Here is a 19,536-nt window from a genome sequence, read left to right as displayed (position 1 = left end):
GCCCCCGTCTCCGATCCCTCAGTGCGCCGGGTGGAAGTAGGTCGTGCCGAGCGCCCGAGTGACCGCGCCGGTGACCATCTGCAGCTGCTCCATCTCCTCGTCGAAGTTCTCGACGATGTCGTCCAGGGAGCGGAAGCGCAGGCTCGCCAGCGCGCGGCCGACGATCCGTCGGCCGGGCTCAGCCGCGCCGAGCCGGTCGAAGCTGTTGCCATGCAGCTTCGCGAGGGTCTCCAGCGCCTCCTCGATCTCGCCGAGGCAGTGCACCGCCGAGCGGGGGAAGATCGAGTCCAGCAGCAGGAACTCGATAGCCCGTGCGGAGCGCACCCGGCCGCGGTAGGAGCGAATATAGGCTTCGTGCGCGCTGCACGAGCGCAGCAGCGTCACCGTCGCCCCGGAGGAGGAGTCCTCCAGATCGTGGTCCTGGAGATTGCGGGCCAGCATGTCGACCCGCTCCAGCAGCTGCCCGATCCGCAGGAACAGCCAGGCCTCGTCACGGGTCATCGAGGAGTCGACCAGTCCGTTCACCACCGCGCAGCGGTCCTTGGCGAACTGGAAGGCGCCATGCATGCGCGAGGGGCGCACTCCTCGCGGCAGGCCCAGTGTGGTGGTGTTCAGCGACTCCCACACCTCGGTCGAGAGGACCTCGCGCACGCCCCGGGCGTTCTCGCGGGCGGTGAACAGCGCCCCCGCGACGGAGGAGGGATTTCCACGGTCGGTGAGCAGCCGGTCCAGCACCCGCTGCACGCTGTGATCGGAGTCGTCGGTCCGTTCGACCCCGAAGATCTGGTAGACGTCGCGGCAGGCCTCGGCGAAGTCCTCTGGAGTGTCTTCGGTGATCGACTGCAGCTTCACGTCGAGGATGCGGGCCGTCTGGTCCGCACGTTCGACATACCTGCCGATCCAGAACATCGCGTCGGCGATCCTACTGAGCATCATGCGGTGCCTCCTCGACGTCGATGATCGGGATCGCGGAGGTCACCGGATCGGGCTCAGGTGCCCGCTCCTCGGCCTGCTCCTCGCGCGGATCCTCGAACTCGTCGTAGCTGTCATCCGTCGGATCTTCGATCCCTTCGACCTCGAACTCCTGGGACTGCGACTGAGCCTGCGCTGCAGGCCCCACGGCCGCAGCCCGCTCGGGAGCGAGCACCCAGGTGTCCTTGGAGCCGCCGCCGCGGGAGGAGTTCACGATCATCTCGCCGCGCGGCAGGGCCACCCGGGTGAGCCCCCCGGGCAGCACCCAGACGTCGTCGCCGCTGTTCAGCGCGAAGGGGCGCAGATCCACGTGGCGTGGCTCGGGTCCCTCTTCGACGAGGGTGGGGATGGTGGAGAGCTGGACCACGGGCTGGGCGATCCAGCCGCGGGGATCCGCGAGCAGCCGCTCCCGCAGCGCGTCGAGCTCGTCCCGGGTGGCGGCGGGCCCGATCACGATGCCCTTGCCGCCGGAACCGTCGACGGGCTTGACCACCAGCTCCTCGAGCCGGTCGAGCACCTCGGCCAGGGAGTCGGGCTCCTCGAGCCGCCAGGTGTCGACGTTGGGCAGGATCGGCTCCTCGGCGAGGTAGTAGCGGATCAGATCGGGCACATAGGTGTAGGTGAGCTTGTCATCCCCGATCCCGTTGCCGATAGCGTTGGCGACCACCACATTGCGGGCGAGGATCGCGCGCACCAGCCCCGGGACGCCGAGCGCGGAATCGGGCCGGAACACCTCGGGGTCCAGGAAGTCATCGTCGGTGCGCTTGTAGATCACATCCACGCGGCGCAGCCCGGCAGTGGTGCGCATATAGATGCGCTCGCCGCGTTCGACCAGGTCCGACGCCTCGACCAGATCCACGCCCATGGTGCGGGCCAGCAGGGAGTGCTCGAAGTAGGCGCTGTTATAGCGGCCGGGGGTGAGCACCACGACGGTGGTCTCCTCCCCCGCGGTGTCCGGTGCGGCGGCCTGCAGCGCTGAGAGCAGCCGGCCCGGGTATTCGCCCACCCGGCGCACCGGCCGGTCTGCGAACAGCTCCGGGAATCCCTGGGCCATCGCGCGCCGATTCGAGAGCACATAGCTGACGCCGCTGGGGGTGCGCACGTTGTCCTCGAGCACCCGGAAGTCACCGGCCCCGTCCCGCACCAGATCGATGCCGGAGATGTGGATCCGCACGCCGTTCGGCGGTGAGTAGCCCCGCATCGCCTCGACCACATAGGTGGAGGAGGTGACCAGCTCCGCCGGGATCACCCCGTCGGCGATCGCGGCCTGATCGTTGTAGAGGTCGTCGAGGAAGCGCTCGAGCGCACGCACCCGCTGGGCGACCCCCGCCGAGACCCGGGTCCATTCCTCGGCGGCGACCACTCGCGGGATCGCGTCGATCGGGAAGGGACGCTCCTCCCCCGCATAGTCGAAGGTGATGCCCTGGTCGAGATAGCTGCGAGCCAGGGAATCGGACCGGCTGCGGAACTCTTCCGGGCCGAGCCCGGACAGGGCGTCGTGCAGCGCCTGATAGGTGGGGTGCACCGTCCCGTCGGGGGCGAACATCTCATCGCCGCCGGAACCGGTCCGCGCACTGTGGAACAGCGGGGAGGCAGACATGCCTACCATTCTCACACCGACCTCACCCCTTTGCGGCGCACTGCGTCCAGGAAGCGAGAGCCTGATGTCCCTGGTCTCCCGACTGACCTCCCTCGTCCGCTCCGCGGCTCGCAGCCCCGCCGTCCGTCGAGGAGCCCGCTCGCTGAGCCGGGCGGCGGTCCGAGCGGTGAAGGAGCAGCGCTCCGGCAGCGGCGGGCACGCCCCCGGCGGAGCTGCCGCGCGGAATTCCGTCGCCGGCGGTGACAGCGCCGTCGGAAGCGAAGCCACCGTCCTTGCCGATCGTTCCGGATCGGCGCCCCTCGTGCTCGACTACGCCCCTCGGGCGGACGACCATCCGGATCCCGGCGAGGTGGTGTGGGCCTGGGTGCCGTACGAGGAGGACCTCTCCCAGGGAAAGGATCGTCCGGTGCTGGTCATCGCCGAGGAGGCGGCTGCCACGGGCGGCTCCGACGGCTCCGGCGAGGTGCTGGTGGCGCTCATGCTCACCTCCCGTGATCGCGCCGATGACGGCGAGGTCACCACAGATCAGCACGGTGCGACCTGGGTGGACATCGGCACCGGCGAGTGGGATCAGCAGGGGCGACGCTCCGAGGTGAGGGCGGACCGGCTGCTGCGTCTCGCCCCCGAGGCGGTGCGCCGGGAGGGCGGCCAGCTGGATCGCGGACGCTACGATCGAGTCTCCGCTGTGGTCCGGACGGTGCACGGCTGGCGCTGAGCCGGCCGGGACCGGGAGAGACACGCCGCACACCGGGTACATCCGGGAGGAACCGCTCTGGTAATATCTTGCTCCGTATGTGTGACATACCGTTCGGTGTGCGCAGGATAGTCCCGCCGTGTCAGGGGCGATGATTCGTGCGACCCGGGCGAGTACCCGTGGCAGCGACCCGGAACCGACGTCTCAGGCGAATCCCCACCGCCGTCCCTGTCGGCTCCGATCCTCGGTCGTCGCGGAAGATCCATCACAGCAGCACAAGAGAAGAGTCTTCGTGGCAAACATCAAGTCCCAGATCAAGCGGAACAAGACGAACGAGAAGTCGCGCCTTCGCAATCGCGCCGTCAAGTCCGAGCTCCGCACCTACACCCGCAAGGTGAAGGCTGCCGTCTCCACCGGCGACGCCGAGGTGGCCGGCGAGGCGCTCAAGAGTGCCTCACGCAAGCTCGACAAGGCCGTCGCCAAGGGCGTCATCCACCAGAACCAGGCCGCGAACCGCAAGTCCGGTCTCGCGAAGCTGGTTGCCGCGGTGAGCGCCTGAGCTTCACCCGCTCTCGCATGTGACGACGCCCCGCACACCATGAAGGTGTGCGGGGCCTCGTCGTCTCCGGGTGGCGCCGTGCGGGGACTCAGCGTCGTTCAGCGCCTCGTTCAGCCAGCGCGACGGGCGCGGCAGATCCCCATCACCATGCGCTGCACGGACCAGCGCGGATCGCGCCCCGCCCCCTTGACCTCATGGTCTGCACGGGCGATGGCCTCCAGGGCCCGGGCCAGGGAGCGATCGTTCCAGTTCCTCGCCTCGCGCGAGAGGTTGCGGAGCATCCAGTCCGGCATGCCCAAGGTGCGGGCGCTGGCGCCGGGCGCGCTGACCTTGGCCAGGGAGCGCATCTTGGAGGCGATCGCGGCGACGATCGGCACCGGGTCGGCGCCGGCCAGCTGGGCCTGCTGGAGCAGCTGGAGCGCTTCCTGCTCGCGGCCTGCGATCGCTGCATCGGCGACGGCGAAAGCGGTGGACTCCACCCGCCCGGCGGTCAGCGCGTGCACCTCCGCGAGGGTCACCTGGATCGCCTGTTCGCCAGGGTCGGCGGTGGTGTCCTCGATGAGCTGATGGCTGATGGCGGCGAGCTCGGCGAGGTCGGTGCCGAAAGCGTCCACCAGTGCGACCAGAGCTTCGGGCTGGATGCGGCGCTGGGCGCGGGCGAACTCGGCGGCGACGAAGGTCTGTTTGTCTCCTGCGCGTTTGACCGGGCTCGCATCCACCCGCGGCACTCCGGCCTTCTTGAGCGTGTCCAGCAGCTTCTTGCCGCGGTTGCCGCCGCGGTGGACGAGCACCAGGGTGACGTCCTGCTCCGGGGTCTTGACGTAGTCGAGCAGCTCGACGACCAGAGCATCCGGTGCGGCCTGCAGCTCGGGGACGACCACGAAGCGGGGTTCACCGAACAGCGAGGGGCTGGTCACCTGGGTGAGGGCGCCGGGACCGAGCGCGTCACCAGAGAGGTCATGGACCTCGACCGTGGGATCCGCCTCGCGGGCCAGGCCCCGCAACCGCTGGACGGCACGGTCGGCGATCAGGGTCTCGGTGCCATGGATCAGCACGATCGGTGCGAGGGCGACGCTGTGCCACTCGACATCGCTCACGGGGGGCTCCTGACTGCTGGGAACGGACTGGTCGATCCTATCGGGCCGGGCCGACGCTGCGCGGCGGCGCCTGCTGATCCGCTGGCAGCACCACGGTGCCATGAACATCGGTGCGCAGCACCTGCGCACCGAGCTGGTCCATCAGCGTCAGGAGCTCCTCTGTGGGGTGCCCGAAGCTGTTCTCCTGTCCCACTGGTACCAGGGCGAGACCGGGGTCGAGCTGCTCGTATAGCGGGACGTGCTGGAAGCGGGAGCCATGATGCGCCACCTTCACGATCTCCGCCGGACCGGGGGCGAGCGCGGCGAGCTCCGCCTGCGCCGCAGGTTCCAGATCGCCGAGCGCGACCAGGCGGGTGCCGTCGCTCCAGACCACTTCGAGGGCGAGCGAGCAGTCATTGGCCGCATCGCCCTCCCCCGACCCCTGTTCCGCGGAGTTCGCGCGCAGCGCGTCCTCGGCGGAGCCCGGCCACAGCACCCGCAGGGCCAGGCCCGGCTGCTGCCAGGTCTCTCCGGTGGAGGCCGTGACCACGGGGACGCCCGGCACCACATCACGGGCGGCTGCGGGCAGAGGACACACCCACTGCCGGGCAGGTGCCCGAGATCCGGTCAGCGCCTCCCTACCGCCGGTGTGGTCGCGGTGGGGGTGGGTGAGCACCAGCAGGTCGATCCGCTCCACGCCCAGCCTGTCCAGGCACTCGCTCAGCGCAGCTGGTTCCGGGCCGGTGTCGATGAGCACGGTGGGCCCGTCCCCGGTGTCGTCGCCGGTCTGGCTGTCACCGGTCTGAGGGCGCAGCAGCAGCGCGTCCCCCTGGCCCACCGCGCACATCGCGAGGCTCCACCCCGGAGCGGTCCCGAGCGGCAGCAGCCGGCCGACCCCTGGAGCGAGGACCACCACCAGCAGTGCTGCCATCACCCAACGCACCAGCGGGATGCGGCGGGCGGCCAGGGCGATCGCGGCCACCACCATCACCGTGATCGCGAGCAGCACCCCGGTGGCGCCGTCGGGCACGGCGATGCGCGATCCCGGGAGGGCATCGGCGGTGCGTGCGATCAGCAGCACCAGGTGCGCTCCGCCGGCCGCTGCCGTGTAGAGCACCGCAGCTGCGGGCGGGAAGAAGATGCCGAGCACGAGGGCGAGCAGCCCCATCACCGTCGCCGGACCCACCAGCGGGCCGACGATCATGTTCACCGGCACCGCCCAGAGCGAGATCTCCGGGGTGAGCAGAATCAGCACAGGGGTGCAGGCGAGCTGTGCGGCCAGCGGCACAGCGAGCACCAGAGCGGCGGTGCGACCCAACCGGTCCCCGCTGAGCTCGGACAGGGCCGTGGCCAGCGGTGGGGCGGCGACCAGGATCGCGGCGGTCGCCAGGGCGGAGAGCAGGAAACCGACGGAGGCGGCGGTGACGGGGTCGAGCACCGACCAGAGGGCCACGGTGAGCGCGAGCGCCGCGACCGGGGAGGCGCGCACGCCGGCGAAGCGAGCCGCGAGCAGCGGGGCGGCCATCGTCGCGGCCCGCTGGACGCTGGGCTCATCCCCCACCAGCCACACGTAGCAGACCATCACGATCGCTCCGGCGAGCAGGCGGGGGCGTCGACGCACCCCGGCCAGCAGCAGCGGGATCAGCACTGCGGCGAGCACCAGAGCGATATTCGCGCCGGAGACCGCGACCAGATGAGAGATCCCGGCCCGGCGCATGATCTCCTCAGTCTGCTCGCTCATCCCGCGGGTATCGCCGGTGGTCATGCCGCGCACCAGGGCGGCCTCGTCGTCCGGGAGATGCGCGGTCGCCTCCCGTGCCAGCTCTCGCAGGGCGTGGCGGGCGGACTGCGCGCGGCCGGCCCATCCCGGCGTCGGCACCGCACCCACCTCAGTGGCACGCAGGATCACCAGGGCTCCGCTGATCGTGACGGTGCCGCGCAGCTGAGCGGTGTCGCCGTCCCGCACCTGGGTCATGCCTCTCACTGCGCCTGCGGAAGCGCGCACCAGCACCGGCAGGGACGCAGGCAGCGCAGCCTCTGCTCGCCCGATGCGGGCGGGGCCGCGGACGGTCCGTGCCCGCATCTGCAGCCCGTCACGTGACCATTCCGGGCCACCGGAGGGAACAGCTGGATCCGCAGCCGCGACCACGGTCAGCTCCACGATCAGTCCTTGAGCGGCGGCCTCCTCGAGCAGCTCGTCCGTCGTGCCATGGCGCTGGAGGGCCGGGAACAGGAGCGCTCCGGCCAGCACCAGGACGCCCAGGTGGGCGAAGATCCCGCTGGCGGTGCGGGTGCCGCCGGTCACCGTGATCACGGTGAGCCCGAGTGCCACCAGCACAGCGCCACCGGCGACGGCGGCCGCGGTGCCAACGGTCACGCCGAGCACGGCGAGGGCCCAGATGCAGGTTGCTGCGGGCAGCAGGCGCAGGTCTGCGCGCGTCATATGGTGGCCCGGTCGCGGATCTTCTCCAGGGTGGACGGACCGATCCCGGAGACCTCGAGCAGACCGTCGACGCTGCGGAAGGGGCCGTTCTTCTCCCTGTGCTCGATGATCCGCTGGGCTATCGCGGGTCCCACGCTGGGGAGCTCCTCGAGCTCCGCGGCGCTCGCGGTGTTCAGGTTGATCACGCCCGATGCGCCCGAGGACCCCGCAGCCGGAGCCTCTCCTGTCTCGGCGTCTCCGGGAGCCGCCGCACCCGGGTCCCCCGCTCTCGGCTCCTCCCCCGGGACGGGCAGATGAATCTGCTCGCCATCACCCACCGGGCGCGCGAGATTCACGGCCGAGAGATCGGCATCCTCGGTCGGACCGCCAGCGGCCTCCAGAGCATCGTCCACCCTGGCCCCGGCAGGCAGACGCACCACCCCGGGTGTCGCCACGGCCCCGGAGACATGGACTACGAGCTCTGCCCCGGCCGCAGGCGATTCTCCGTCGGCCGCAGGCGCTTCCCCGTCTGCGGGAGGTGCATCCTCAGGGGACGGCGATGCCGGCGCCGCGGCCGATGATGCGCCCTCGGGTCCGCTGCCGTCCTCCGCGTGCACCAGCGCCGTCGGCTCCGCCTCGAGGGGCACCGCAGAGCCGGAGCCGGAGAGGTGGATGACACCTGCCCCGATCAGCACCAGCACCGCGATCCCCACCAGCGCCGAGGGGGACGGGGCGGGCAGCGAGAACCGACGGCGCGGCTCTTGGGCAGTGTGGTCGCGGCGCTCGATCAGCACCTGGCCGGTGCGTCGATGCGTCCCCGCACGGCGCTGCGTCGGCCCGTCGGATCCGGCATGTGCTCCCATGCCTGCGAACTTAGGCGGCACGGTCCCCCGAGGCCACGGCAGGTGCCGCACTGGGGACGACACGGCGCTGGGGAGGAACGGTCACCGCTGTCGCTCACCTCACAGAAGGGGGGGGCAAGAATGCACGAAAGCGCAGAAGCGGGCTTTACGGCCATCTGCCCTCGATCTGGGTCACAAACCTGCACTCCTGAGTTACGAACCAGACACGGAAACTCAACCCGAGGCAACTGAACGCGCCAGAAGTACATCGAGCACAGGATCAGGGCAGTCCGATGACGAGGTCGGCAGCTCGGAAGATTCGCTCTCCGGCGCCCTGCCCGACTCGATGATGAGAGGTATCTCCATGACCCACCGACCCTTCACCCGCCAGTCCTTGAACCGCCGAACCCTGCTCGGAGCCACCGGACTCGCCGGTATCGCTGCAACCCTCACCGCCTGCGGCGGCGGCAGCGGGTCGGGCGCCTCCGACGCTGGCGGCGGCTCCGGCACCATGATGCGCCTGGCCCTGAACCAGACCGAGACCCACCCCTCCTACGTCGCGCTGGACAACTTCGGCAAGACGCTGGATGAGTCCACCGGTGGTGCCTGGGGGATCGACGTCTTCCCCAACGAGACCCTCGGTGCGCAGCAGGAGACCCTGCAGATGGCCTCGAACGGCTCGGTGGAGATGTCGATCGTCTCGGGCACCCAGCTGGAGAACCTCAACCCCGACTTCCTGACCCTGAACATGCCCGGTGCCTTCGACAACATCGAGAAGCAGATGCAGATCCTCCAGGATCCCTCGATCGTCGGTGAGCTGTTCGCCTCCCTCGAGGAGTCCCAGAACATCACCGTCATCGGCGGCTTCACCCAGGGCGAGCGCAGCTCCTACAGCACCGTCGGGCCCATCGACACCCCGGCTGATCTGAATGGTCAGAAGATGCGCGTCCAGGAATCGGACCTGCACCCGGCGATGGCTGCTGCACTCGGCGCGACGGGCACCCCGCTCGCCTACGGCGAGGTGTACACCGGCCTGAACTCCGGCGTCATCGACGCCGCGGAGAACAACGAGATCTCGTACTTCACCCAGGCCCACTTCGAGGTCGCACCGTACTTCGCCTTCACCCGCCACCTGGTCGGCACCGACTAACTGATCATCAACACCGACACCCTGAACTCCATGTCCGAGGAGGACCGGACCGCCTTCGACGAGGGCTGGGCCGCCGCCGTCGAGGAGCACACCGGCCTCTGGGTCGAGCAGACCGAGCAGGCGATCGCCGATGCCGAAGAGGGTGGCGCCACCTTCAACGAGGTCGACGCGGAAGCCTTCGCCGAAGCCCTCGCCGCCCTGCCCGAAGAGTTCCTCACCTCCGAGTCCCAGACCGCGCTGTGGGATGCGGTCCGCGGAGCCCAGGGCTGACCAGCCGCACCTCCACGCAGCAGGCCGGGCCACATGGCCCGGCCTCCTGCCGTGCAGAAGGGAAATGCAGGTGCAACTACTCACCAGGGGACTGAACCGGTCCCTCGGGATCACCACGGCGATCCTCTTCACCATCATGGTTCTCGCGGTCGTCTGGCAGGTCTTCACCCGTGAGGTGCTCCAGAGCCCCGCCGCCTGGACCGAGGAGCTCGCGAAGTACATCTTCGTGTGGACCTCGCTCGTCGGCGCTGCTCTGGTGTTCTCCGAGCGCGGACATATCGCGGTCACCTTCGTCGTGGAGCGTCTGCCGCGCGCCGGGCGAGTGATCGCCTCCCTCCTGATCCAGTGCGTGATTCTCTTCTTCGCGCTCGTGGTCCTGGTGTACGGCGGCATCCTCGCCGCGCAGAACACCTGGGCCCAGCAGCTCACGGCGCTGCCCGGCACCATCGGCCAGGCCTACCTGGTGCTACCTCTGACCGGCGTGATCATCGCTCTGATCGCGGTGCTCCACCTCATCGAGGATGTGCGCGGCGCAGGCCCGCTGACCAGCACTGTCGTGCACACCGAGGAAGCGGTCCCGGTGGTCCCAGGCCTCGAGGACGCGATCGCTGACTCGCCGCTGGCCGAGGCCGAGCACATGTCCTCGCGCGACGGAGACGAGAGCCCCGGCCCCGACGACGCCCCGCGCGATAACGACCCGAAGGAGCGCTGACCATGGACGTCACCGCAGTCGCAGGACTCATCCTGCTGATCGGCATCGTCGTGGGCATCGTCCTCGGCGTCCCCATCGCCGTCGTGATCGGCGTGACCTCGCTTGTCGCGATCTTCGTGCTGCTGGGCAACGACCCCACCACCACCTCGATGAACACCGCCTCCGAGGTGTTCACCGGCATCAACAGCTTCACCTGATCGCGATACCGCTCTTCATCCTCGCCGGCGGGCTCATGAACCAGGGCGGCATCGCCGGACGCCTGGTCGATGCCGCCCGTGTGGTGGTCGGCAAGCTGCCCGGCGGCCTGGTGCACACCAACGTCGTCTCCAACGCCATGTTCGGTGCCATCTCCGGTGCCGCGGTCGCCTCCGCAGCAGCCGTCGGCTCTGTGATGGGACCTCGGCTGGAGAAGGAGGGCTACTCCAAGCCCTGGAGCGCAGCGGTCAACGTCGCCTCCGCCCCGGCCGGCATGCTGATCCCGCCCTCGAACACCTTCATCGTGTACTCGCTGGTGTCTTCCACCTCGATCGCGGCGCTGTTCATGGCGGGCGTCGGGCCGGGCCTCATCTGGGCCATCGCGGTGAAGCTGGTGGTGGCCGCGACCCACAAGCGGAATCGCACCGGAACGCGTTCCGCCACCGAGCTCACCCTGACTCCGGCGATCGCGCTGAAGACCCTGTGGCGGGCGATCCCCTCGCTGCTGATGATCGTGATCGTCATCGGCGGCACCCTCTCGGGCTTCTTCACCGCGACCGAGTCTGCGGCTGTCGCCGTGGTGTACTGCCTGATCCTGGGCCTGATCTACCGCACCCTGGCGGTGAAGGACCTGCCCAAGATCCTGACCGAGGCGGGTCGCACCACCTCGATCGTGATGCTGCTGGTGGGTGTCTCCTCGGCGCTGTCCTTCGTGATGGCTTTCGCCCGGATCCCGGACCTGATCGCCGATCTGATCCTGAACTTCACCTCGGATCCGACGGTCATCCTGATCATCATCATGCTGATCCTGCTGGCAGTCGGCACTTTCATGGATCCCACCCCGGCGATCCTGATCTTCGTGCCGATCTTCCTGCCGATGGTCTCCGAGCTGGGCATCGACCCGGTGCACTTCGGCACCATGGTGGTCTACGCCTTCAGCGTCGGGGTGATCACCCCGCCGGTGGGCAATGTGCTGTTCGTGGGCGCGAGGATCGCGGATCTGAAGATCGAACCGGTCATCGCTCGACTGGGTCCCTTCCTGCTCGCGCTGGTCGTCGGACTGTTCCTGGTGGTGTTCCTCCCCCAGATCTCGCTCGCCCTCCCGGGCGTGCTCGGGATGCTCTGACGACCCGTCTCATCCCGTCAACAACGATCCCCGCAGACCTTGTTCAGGGGCTGCGGGGATCGTCATGTGCGGGATCGCACTGAGCTCAGAGGCCCAGCATCGTCAGCCACTGGTTCCAGAAGACGATGGCGATCACGACGATCACCAGCAGGTACCACAACAGGGTCGCCACCACCCAGTGGCGCAGCAGGTTCGCGAGCGGCGCCGGCAGCTTCAGGTCGCCGCTCTCGATGGTGCGGGCAAGGGTCGCGAAGAACATCGGTGCTGTGACCGTCCAGATCACCATGCACCAGGGGCACAGCGCCTTGATCAGGAAGATCGCGGAGATCGCCAGGAAGTGCACGTAGCCGAAGGCGAAGGTCATCCCGCCCAGGCGGGCCCAGCGGAACCAGGTGGGCAGCACTGTGCCGGTGGCCATCAGCGCGCCGATCGCGCCCATGATCGCGAAGCCGCCCAGCCCGATCGCCATGTTGGGGATCCCCAGCGCCGAGGACTGCCAGGTCATCATCACGTCGCCGCAGGAGATGAAGGGGTTCACGTCGCAGGACAGGCTGCCGCCGGGGTTCGCGAGCAGGAATTCCTTGCCGACCTGCAGCTCGAGGGAGGCGATCCAGCCCACGAGCGCGCCGATCAGCAGCACCAGGCCTGTCAGCCGCGTCCCGGCACGGCTCTTCGCGGAGTGCTCCGCGGCCAGCTCCGCATCGATCTCGGCCAGCATCGCCGCATCATCCGGGTCGGCCGCGGGGTCTACGGTGGCGTTCTCGTTCATGGCAGGACCGTGCTCTTCCGTGTGAGGGATCAGGTCTTCAGGTCTGCGGGCGGTCAGGTGACCGGGTGCTCACGGAACCAGGCGGCGAGATGCTCGTTGCCCTCGTCCATGCTCACCCGCGGCGTCCACTGCAAGCGCTCGCGGGTGCGGCGCTGATCGAACCAGTGCGCGGTGGACATCTGCTCGGCGAGGAACTCGGTCATCGGCGGTTCATCATGTCCGGGTCGCTTCTCCCAGATCCGCTCGATCACGCGGCCCGCGAAGCGGGCGGCGGAGCCGGGGACCTTGAGAGTCGGGGCCGGGACTCCGGCAGCTTCGCACCAGCCGGCGAACACATCGCGCACCGTGCGGGGTTCGCCGTTGGAGACCACGAAGCTCTCCCCGTGCACGTCCTGGATCCGGTCATGCGCGGCGACGATCGCTTCGGCCGCGTTGGTGACGTAGGTGGTGTCGATCAGGGCCATGCCCTGGTCCAGCAGCGGGAGCCGACCGCTGCGGGCGCGGTCCACGATGCGTCCCACCAGCTGCGTGTCTCCCGGTCCCCACACGATGTGGGGGCGGATCGAGGTGACCAGCAGCCCGTCTGCCCCGTCGGCCTCCATCGCCAGCAGTTCGGCGGCGGCTTTGGTGCGGGCGTACGGGCCGCGCGCCGTGGTGGGGTCGGCGACGGTGGCATCCGCGCCCACGATCGCGCGGCCGAGGTGTGCGACCGACGGCGAGGACACGTTCACCAGCGCTCCCCCGCCCTGCGCGCGCAGGGCATCGACCACGTTCCGGGTGCCCTCGATGTTGATCGCGCGGTATTCGCTCTCCGGACCGGAGATGGACACCTTCGCGGCGAGGTGGATCACCGCGTCCGCGCCGCTCACCGCGCGACGTACGTCCTCCGCCTCGGTGAGCGAGCCCTGCACGTCCTCGACGCCGTCGATCCCGGCAGGGCGGCGCTGGAAGGCACGCACGGTGGCTCCGCGGTCCCGCAGGGCGGTCGCGACCGCGCCGCCCAGCATCCCGGACGCGCCGGTGACCAGGACCGTCGGCGTGCTCACAGGGCGTCTGCCTTCTCGCCCTGCAGGGTCTGCTCGGACCAGCGGGACAGCGCAGCGCGGTCGATCTTCGAGTTGTGGCGGATGTCCGTCGGCAGGGCACGGGTGGTGAACACGGCCACCACCTCGACGCCGGCGCGCTCTCGCACCGCACGCCGCACAGCCTCCTGCAGGGACGGTTCTGCGGGGTGGGGCCGTCCTGCCTTGCCGGGTCGGTAGCCGTCCTCGGTCTCGAGGATCACCACCACCTGCTGGGTGCCGCGTGGGCCCACGACAGCGGCGCCGGCGCGACGTACGGTCGGCACCGTCTCCGCGGCGTCCTCGACCTGGACCGGGGTGAACAGGCCGTCCGCCGTGGCCAGCACGTGATCTGCTCGGCCTTCGACCCAGAGCCTGCCCTCCGTGTCGAGGTGGCCGACATCGCCGGTGGCGTGCCAGCCCGTGAAGCGCATCGAGGTGTGGGTGGTGCGCCAGAGCATCAGGTAGCGGTCCCGCACGTGCGGGCCACGGACCAGAATCTCACCGGTCGCGCCGGCCTCCTTGGTGATCTCCCCCGTGGTCCGTCCCAGCTCGTCCATGACGGCGATCGCGATCTCGACCCGCGGCACGGGACGGCCGACGCAGACTCCTGCGCCCTCACCCGCCGCCTCGATGCCCTCGAGGTCGATCGCGGCCACTGCGAGGATCTCCGTCATGCCGTAGGGCGTGAGGGCACGCGCCGTCGGCATCAGGGTGCGCAACTCGCGCAGCAGATGCGCGGGAATCGGCGCACCCGCGGAGAAGAAGCTCGCGGCGCGGGCCATCGCAGCGCGGTCATTCTCGTCGAGCTGGTCAGCGGTGTCGATGATGTTCCGCAGCGCCGCCGGAGCCGTGAACACGGCTGGCTCGCCGAGGGCGTCAATCGCCGCGGCCAGCGCCGGGGCGGTCAGCTCGCCCGGACGGGTGATGTCCATATCTGGAACCACTGTGGGTGCACCGAGCGCCGGGCCCAGCAGCGCGAACGTCGCGAAACCGGCGACCAGTCCGCGCTCGGGGGCCAGCTGCAGGGTGTCCCCCACCGCGGCGAACATCGCACCGAGCTGACGGTGGGTGAGCACCGCGCCCTTGGCGGGGCCGGTGGAGCCGGAGGTGAACAGGATCGCGGCGTCCGCGTCCGGTGCGGGCCAGGCCGCGTCGAGCGGGGCACCGAGCTCACGCTGCAGCGAGCCGGAGCGGGCGAGCTCGGCGATCGAGGTCTCCACGCCGAGAGCCACCCGGTCCACGGTGGGCAGCTGCTCGACCGAGAGGCGGCGGCCGGGCCAGCCCAGCGCGCGGGCGCCGACGAGTGCCTTCTTGATGCCGATGAACCAGTCGGGATGGGAGCCGATCACTGCCCGGGTCAGGCCTGCCGTGCCCAGCCCGGCGTCGGCCACCACGGCGACGGCGCCGATGCGGAAGCAGGCATAGAGCACGCCGGTCAGATCCGCGCCGGGCGTGATCAGGAGGCTGACCCGGTCCCCGGGGCGCACCCCATGGCCGAGCAGTCCGGCGGCGATGTCATCGACCCTGCGGTTCAGCAGCGACCAGGAGATCTCCCGGGCCTCGCCGTCCTCGCCGCCCAGCTCCACCACGGCGGGGCGGTGGGCGTGGCGGGGGTCTCCGGCGAGCTCCGCGATGGGCGCGCCGATATGCCGCTCGGGAGCGGGCTCGGCATAGGAGGAGACCGCGCGCCAGGCGGGGGCCTCGGTGCGGGGCTCCTCCGCGGTGCCGAAGTTCGTCTCGAGCCAGTCCGCGACCAGCCCGGCGACGTCGGCGTCCTCCCACACCAGATGGGAGGCCTTCTCGAAGCGGTGCACATCGGCGTGCGGGACGCGCTGGATGAGGTCGCGCAGGAAGCGGTCGTTGAAGGTGATGTCTCGCGGGCCCCAGGCGAACAGGGTCGGGACGTTCAGCTCCTGGATCCCGGCGGCGACCCGCTCGAGGGTGGGCCGGGAGGGGTGACCCTCGGCGGCGGGGATGTCGGCGACGAACTGGTCGATGCCGAGGCGTCGCGTGCGGCTGCGGTACGGGGCGAGGTAGGCGTCCTGGACGTCGCGCGGGAGCGACGGCTTGGACAGCGCGAGCGTGGTGCGCAGGAAGGTGTCGGTCACCGACGTCGAGGGGGTGCGGAACCATGGCGCGGTCGCGAGCTGCAGCGCCTTGGGCAGTGCCTCTTCGAGCTTCTGGTGGACGCCGGTGTTGGTGAGGATCATCCCGACCACGTCGTGGCGGTTGTCCAGCGCCCAGCCGGCGGAGATCAGGCCGCCCCAGTCATGGCCGACGGTCACCACCGGGCCGCGCAGCGACAGCGCGTCGGTGAGCAGCGACAGGTCCGTGATGCGGTCCTGGTAGCGGCGCTTCATACCGGTCCGTTCGGACCAGCCCATCTCGAGCTGGTCGACCGCGATCAGGCGCCAGGGGATGTCTCCGCGCACCAGCGAGCGGAAGAGGAAGGAGTAGGTGGGGTTGCCGTGGACGGCCAGCAGGGTGCCCCGCGGGGTGATCCCCTTCTCCGCCAGCAGCGGGCCGGAGTCCAGCAGGTGCCAGCGACGCTGCTCGCCGGAGTGGTCTCGCACCTGGAGTGTGCGGCTGAGCCGGGGATCCACTCCGGGCATCGGGGGAATTGCGGGGATCTCTTCCGAGGGAGCGCGGCGGCGCCCCGTGCTGCGGGTGGTGTTCACCACTCGACCTCCATCATCGCCGTGTTCAGACCTGAGCCGACACCCATCAGCAGCACTCGCTGTCCGCGCTGGATGTCGTTCTGGATGTGCGCGAGCGTCATCGGCACTGCTTCTGCGGCGACATTGCCCCAGTCCCCAAGGGTCATCGGGATGCGATCCATCCCCACTCCGGTGATCTTCGAGAAGTTGCGGATGTACACCGTGGAGACCTGGTGCGGGATGACGAGGTCGAGGGTCTTGAAGTCGTGCCCCGCCGCATTGGCGCCTTTCCAGGTGTCGAGGATGAGCTGGATGCCGTTCTCGAGCAGACCGGCGGAGTCGGTGCGCATGTCGTGCATGTCCGCCACGCACAGCTCGTGATGCTCGGTCCCGGCCCGGGCCTGGGTGTGCTTCATGCGGTGGCCTTCGGGGTGCTCGTCGGCCGGGCCGAGAACGGCGGCGGCGGCGCCGGAGCCCAGGGTCAGCGAGGCGAACTGGTTGTTGAAGTCCGCACGGGTGGACGTCTTCGAGTTCAGGCGCTCGACGGTCCCGCGCTGCACTTCCTCGACGTCCTCCGCGCCGACGACCAGGGCGTACTTGATCTGCCCGGAGTCGATCATGGCCGAGGCCATCGTCATCGCGTTGACGAAGCCGAGGCAGGCGTTGGTGATGTCGAAGTTCATCGCGCTCGTGGGCAGGCCCAGGGAGTGGTGGATCCCGGTGGAGACCGCGGGCTCGAGGTGCTGGCGGGAGACGGACGCGTTGATCAGCAGACCGACCTGGTCGCGCATGATCCCGGCTTTGGCCATGGCGCGCTCGGCGGCGAGCACCACGCCCTGCTTCCAGCCGTTCTCGGTGTCGCGCCACCAGCGGCGCTCATAGACGCCGGCGACCCGCTGCAGCACGCCCTTGGGCAGGCGCAGGCGCTTGCGTGCCGGCGCCAGCATCTCGTCGATCTCATCCGAGGTGACTGTGACCTGCGGAAGGCTCATCTCGATCGCGAGCAGGCTGGTGTTCCTGTGGACGATCCCTGTGTTCCCGTTCCCCATCAGCGTGCGCTACCTCGTCAGTCTGTGAATGTCGTTGCCGGATCGTGTCATTCTCCCACCCATGCCTGGGGAGACCCTCAAGGGGTGGCCGATCCCACGTCGCCCTCATTCCCGTCCTCCAGCAGATGTCCCAGGTGGTGACGGGCGAAGGCGAGGCTCTGTCGCAGGGTGCGCTCGCGGATCTCAGGCTTGTTGCTGGTGGTCACCTCGAGCAGCACCGATCCCTCCCAGCCTCGGTTGGCCAGGCGTCGCAGCACCTCGGCGCAGGGCTGGTTCCCCTCTCCGGGCGCGAGGTGCTCATCCTTCGTCGAGTTGCCGGAGCCATCGGCGAGATGCAGATGGGTGAGCCGGTCCCCGAGCCGCTCGATCATCTCCAGCGCATCATCACCGGCAGTGGCGGCGTGCGAGAGGTCGACGGTGACGTGGGCGTAGTCCTCGTCGGTGGGGTCATGGTCGGGCAGGTAGTTCAGCAGCTCCCTCACCCCGAGCCGCCACGGGTACATGTTCTCCACTGCGATGGCGATCCCGTGCTCCTCCTCGAGCGCAGCCACGCCCTCGACGAATCCGGTCGCGTACTTCCCTTGCCAGCGGAAGGGCGGGTGCGCCACGATCGTGGGCACCTCGAGCTCCTTCGCGATCTCGATCGTGCGCTCGATCTTCACCCAGGCGTCACGACCCCACAGGCCCTGGAGCAGGAACAGGGTGGGGGCATGGAGGGAGAGGATCGGCAGCTCGTACCGCTCGGAGTATTCGCGCAGGAGCCTCGGGTCCTGGCTGTCCTTGGGGTAGGAGACCATCACCTCCATCCCGTCGTACCCGATCTCGTGGGCGAGCCGGAAGCCTTCCTCGACGCCGGCGGGGAACACTGAGGAGGTCGACAGGCCCACCGGGATCCGGCGCTGCGGGTCCTGGTCGCTCCGGGGATCGCCCGCCATCAGTCGCTTGGACAGCTTCTCGCGGGCGGTGCGCTGGGCGGTGCTGGGCCGCGTGTAGGGCTTGCGGGCAGCGCTCGAAGAAGCGTCCGTCGACTGACGGTCACGGCGTGGACTCACGGCATCTCCTCGGGGCTGAGCGGGCCTGGTCAGTATGCAACAAGGGGCGCGCCTAGACTCTTCAGCATGTCTGTTCGAGATCTCACCGCCCAGGATTTCGTGCCCTACAAGACGATGAGCTCCGGAGCCTTCGGGGGCACCTTCGATCCTGAGTCTCCCACTGCTCCTCGGGAGTTCTCTCCTAGTGAGACTCCGATCGGCATCGACTCCGCCGGGCTCCCGGGCGGCGTGGACGGGGTCCTCGCAGCGGGCGCGCGGATCCGCCATGACCAGATCACGCTGGGCGGTGGGCTGGTGGGCAGCGGAGGCATCGCCGGTCTCGTCGTCCATCCCGCACACCGCGGTGACGGACTGTTCTCCGAGCTGATCACCGCGGTCATCGCCCGCTGTGACGTCGAAGGCCTCCCGGTCTCGATGCTCTATCCCTCCCATCCCGCGATCTACCACCGGTACGGCTACCAGGTGGTCGCGCGGGGACAGTCGCTGATCGTGCCGCTACTGGACCTGCAGCGGATCCCCGCCGTGCCGCACCGGCGCCTGGTGCCGGTCACCGCGGCCACGATGCCCCGCCTGCGGGAGCTCTACCACCGCCTGAGCGCCGACGACAATGCGATGCTGCGTCGAGAACCTCCGCTGTTCGCCCTGGGACTGCCCGCTGCGGGATGGTCCGCACTGCTGCTCCAGGACGAGTCCGGCACCGATCACGGCTACCTGTCCTGGACCCGGCTCAGCCAGGACCCCCACGGCGTCGGCCTCGAGGTGCACGAGCTGATGGGCCGCACCCGCTCCGACCGGCTGGCGCTGCTGCGCTCGCTGGGGTCGTGGTCCACGGTCACAGAACTGGCCAGGCTGCGGGTCCGCACCGAGGACCCGGTGCTCGATGCGCTCCCCGGCGCCGGGGCCCGCCCCAGCCCCCAGCCGGTGCCGCTGGTGATGATGCGGGTGATCGACACTGCCGCGACCCTGCGCGCCCGCCGCGCTCCGGAGCCGCTGAGCGGCAGCATCCGCCTGGTCGTCGAGGATGGCACCGTCCCCGCAGGAACCTGCCGCGCCGCCGGCACCTTCCTGGTCTCCGCGGACGGCGGCACGATCGCGGCAGACACAGTGGACGAACTCGCGGATCCCACAACGCCGGACGTCCTCGGCACCGTCCGCCTCGACATCCATGCCGCCTCGCTGCTGCTGATGGGCGGGCGCACCCTCGCCGATGCCCGTCGCCTCGACCTCTCCGCGGTGGCTGACCCAGCCGCCGAGACCTTCCTGGACGCTCTGCTGGCCGGCCCGCGGCCGAGCGTCATGGATGCCTTCTGATCCCGTCCCCTGAACC

At 69.7% G+C, this 19,536-nt stretch carries 16 protein-coding genes and 1 pseudogene; 7 read left to right on the top strand and 10 right to left on the bottom strand.

Features of this window, described 5'->3' with window-relative positions:
• Positions 1-18: 18 nt before the first annotated feature.
• Both ABD893_RS10935 and ABD893_RS10930 read right to left on the bottom strand, forming a co-directional pair.
• Positions 19-936: an alpha-E domain-containing protein gene (locus ABD893_RS10935; protein WP_345079682.1), complete on the bottom strand. Its 918-nt coding sequence runs from the start codon at positions 934-936 to the stop codon at positions 19-21.
• A complete protein-coding gene (locus ABD893_RS10930; protein WP_345079677.1) occupies positions 923-2,572 on the bottom strand; it encodes a circularly permuted type 2 ATP-grasp protein in 1,650 nt (549 codons plus the stop codon). Before ABD893_RS10930 ends, ABD893_RS10935 begins: the two co-directional genes overlap by 14 nt.
• Positions 2,573-2,636: 64 nt before the next feature.
• On the opposite strand from ABD893_RS10930, the gene ABD893_RS10925 reads away from it, so the two are divergent.
• Both ABD893_RS10925 and rpsT read left to right on the top strand, forming a co-directional pair.
• A complete protein-coding gene (locus ABD893_RS10925; RefSeq protein WP_345079674.1) occupies positions 2,637-3,287 on the top strand; it encodes a type II toxin-antitoxin system PemK/MazF family toxin in 651 nt (216 codons plus the stop codon).
• Positions 3,288-3,558: 271 nt separating this feature from the next.
• Positions 3,559-3,825: a 30S ribosomal protein S20 gene (gene rpsT, locus ABD893_RS10920; protein ID WP_345079671.1), complete on the top strand. Its 267-nt coding sequence runs from the start codon at positions 3,559-3,561 to the stop codon at positions 3,823-3,825.
• Between the two features lie 110 nt (positions 3,826-3,935).
• Here rpsT and holA read toward each other — a convergent pair whose 3' ends face one another.
• Genes holA through ABD893_RS10905 form a run of 3 tightly spaced genes read right to left on the bottom strand, consistent with a single transcriptional unit; the run spans position 3,936 to position 8,186 of the window.
• Positions 3,936-4,922, bottom strand: coding sequence for a DNA polymerase III subunit delta (gene holA, locus ABD893_RS10915; protein WP_345079669.1), 987 nt, complete (start codon positions 4,920-4,922; stop codon positions 3,936-3,938).
• 37 nt (positions 4,923-4,959) lie between these two features.
• Entirely contained in the window at positions 4,960-7,344 is a 2,385-nt protein-coding gene (locus tag ABD893_RS10910) for a ComEC/Rec2 family competence protein (RefSeq protein WP_345079666.1), read from the bottom strand.
• Positions 7,341-8,186 carry a ComEA family DNA-binding protein gene (locus tag ABD893_RS10905; RefSeq protein ID WP_345079663.1) on the bottom strand — a complete coding sequence of 282 codons (846 nt, stop codon included), beginning with the start codon at positions 8,184-8,186 and terminating at the stop codon, positions 7,341-7,343. The genes ABD893_RS10910 and ABD893_RS10905 overlap by 4 nt, the downstream gene beginning before the upstream one ends.
• Between ABD893_RS10905 and ABD893_RS10900 the strand changes: the two are divergent.
• The 4 genes and pseudogenes from ABD893_RS10900 to ABD893_RS10885 all read left to right on the top strand — a co-directional run bounded on the left by ABD893_RS10900 (position 8,185) and on the right by ABD893_RS10885 (position 11,618).
• A pseudogene (locus ABD893_RS10900) lies at positions 8,185-9,585 on the top strand (TRAP transporter substrate-binding protein). The gene ABD893_RS10905 and the pseudogene ABD893_RS10900 overlap by 2 nt on opposite strands.
• A 70-nt stretch (positions 9,586-9,655) precedes the next feature.
• The gene (locus tag ABD893_RS10895) at positions 9,656-10,297 is read left to right on the top strand and encodes a TRAP transporter small permease (protein WP_345079660.1); all 642 of its coding nucleotides are present in this window, start codon (positions 9,656-9,658) and stop codon (positions 10,295-10,297) included.
• A 2-nt stretch (positions 10,298-10,299) separates the two neighbouring features.
• A complete protein-coding gene (locus tag ABD893_RS10890; protein WP_345079657.1) occupies positions 10,300-10,494 on the top strand; it encodes a hypothetical protein in 195 nt (64 codons plus the stop codon).
• 35 nt (positions 10,495-10,529) lie between these two features.
• Positions 10,530-11,618: a TRAP transporter large permease gene (locus ABD893_RS10885; protein WP_345079654.1), complete on the top strand. Its 1,089-nt coding sequence runs from the start codon at positions 10,530-10,532 to the stop codon at positions 11,616-11,618.
• 85 nt (positions 11,619-11,703) lie between these two features.
• Here the strand turns inward: ABD893_RS10885 and ABD893_RS10880 are convergent, their stop codons facing one another.
• From ABD893_RS10880 to ABD893_RS10860, 5 genes are all read right to left on the bottom strand, one after another.
• Positions 11,704-12,387: a vitamin K epoxide reductase family protein gene (locus tag ABD893_RS10880; protein ID WP_345079651.1), complete on the bottom strand. Its 684-nt coding sequence runs from the start codon at positions 12,385-12,387 to the stop codon at positions 11,704-11,706.
• Between the two features lie 53 nt (positions 12,388-12,440).
• On the bottom strand, positions 12,441-13,433 hold the full coding sequence (locus ABD893_RS10875; RefSeq protein WP_345079648.1) for an NAD-dependent epimerase/dehydratase family protein: 993 nt from the start codon (positions 13,431-13,433) through the stop codon (positions 12,441-12,443).
• Positions 13,430-16,063 (bottom strand): alpha/beta fold hydrolase, encoded by a 2,634-nt coding sequence (locus ABD893_RS10870; RefSeq protein ID WP_425548376.1) that lies wholly within the window; start codon positions 16,061-16,063, stop codon positions 13,430-13,432. The genes ABD893_RS10875 and ABD893_RS10870 overlap by 4 nt, the downstream gene beginning before the upstream one ends.
• Before the next feature lie 62 nt (positions 16,064-16,125).
• On the bottom strand, positions 16,126-17,157 hold the full coding sequence (locus ABD893_RS10865) for a 3-oxoacyl-ACP synthase III (protein WP_345079642.1): 1,032 nt from the start codon (positions 17,155-17,157) through the stop codon (positions 16,126-16,128).
• A gap of 77 nt (positions 17,158-17,234) precedes the next feature.
• Positions 17,235-18,209, bottom strand: a complete 975-nt coding sequence (locus ABD893_RS10860) for a sugar phosphate isomerase/epimerase family protein (RefSeq protein WP_345079638.1) — start codon at positions 18,207-18,209, stop codon at positions 17,235-17,237.
• 66 nt (positions 18,210-18,275) lie between these two features.
• Here ABD893_RS10860 and ABD893_RS10855 point away from each other — a divergent pair, with 66 nt between their 5' ends.
• Complete coding sequence (locus ABD893_RS10855) at positions 18,276-19,520, top strand: GNAT family N-acetyltransferase (protein ID WP_345079635.1); 1,245 nt, start codon at positions 18,276-18,278, stop codon at positions 19,518-19,520.
• Positions 19,521-19,536 lie beyond the last annotated feature (16 nt).

Source organism: Brachybacterium paraconglomeratum (assembly GCF_039541415.1).
Classification (GTDB): domain Bacteria; phylum Actinomycetota; class Actinomycetes; order Actinomycetales; family Dermabacteraceae; genus Brachybacterium; species Brachybacterium paraconglomeratum_A.
The sequence above is the reverse complement of the archived record's forward strand: the minus strand, read 5'-3'. Positions and strand labels throughout refer to the sequence as shown.

Coding starts and splice junctions, on each gene's coding strand:
- ABD893_RS10935 (WP_345079682.1), bottom strand. CDS start 936: ATGATGCTCAGTAGGATCGCCGACGCGATGTTCTGGATCGGCAGGTAT.
- ABD893_RS10930 (WP_345079677.1), bottom strand. CDS start 2,572: ATGTCTGCCTCCCCGCTGTTCCACAGTGCGCGGACCGGTTCCGGCGGC.
- ABD893_RS10925 (WP_345079674.1), top strand. CDS start 2,637: ATGTCCCTGGTCTCCCGACTGACCTCCCTCGTCCGCTCCGCGGCTCGC.
- ABD893_RS10910 (WP_345079666.1), bottom strand. CDS start 7,344: ATGACGCGCGCAGACCTGCGCCTGCTGCCCGCAGCAACCTGCATCTGG.
- ABD893_RS10905 (WP_345079663.1), bottom strand. CDS start 8,186: ATGGGAGCACATGCCGGATCCGACGGGCCGACGCAGCGCCGTGCGGGG.
- ABD893_RS10890 (WP_345079657.1), top strand. CDS start 10,300: ATGGACGTCACCGCAGTCGCAGGACTCATCCTGCTGATCGGCATCGTC.
- ABD893_RS10885 (WP_345079654.1), top strand. CDS start 10,530: ATGAACCAGGGCGGCATCGCCGGACGCCTGGTCGATGCCGCCCGTGTG.
- ABD893_RS10880 (WP_345079651.1), bottom strand. CDS start 12,387: ATGAACGAGAACGCCACCGTAGACCCCGCGGCCGACCCGGATGATGCG.
- ABD893_RS10870 (WP_425548376.1), bottom strand. CDS start 16,063: ATGCCCGGAGTGGATCCCCGGCTCAGCCGCACACTCCAGGTGCGAGAC.
- ABD893_RS10865 (WP_345079642.1), bottom strand. CDS start 17,157: ATGGGGAACGGGAACACAGGGATCGTCCACAGGAACACCAGCCTGCTC.
- ABD893_RS10855 (WP_345079635.1), top strand. CDS start 18,276: ATGTCTGTTCGAGATCTCACCGCCCAGGATTTCGTGCCCTACAAGACG.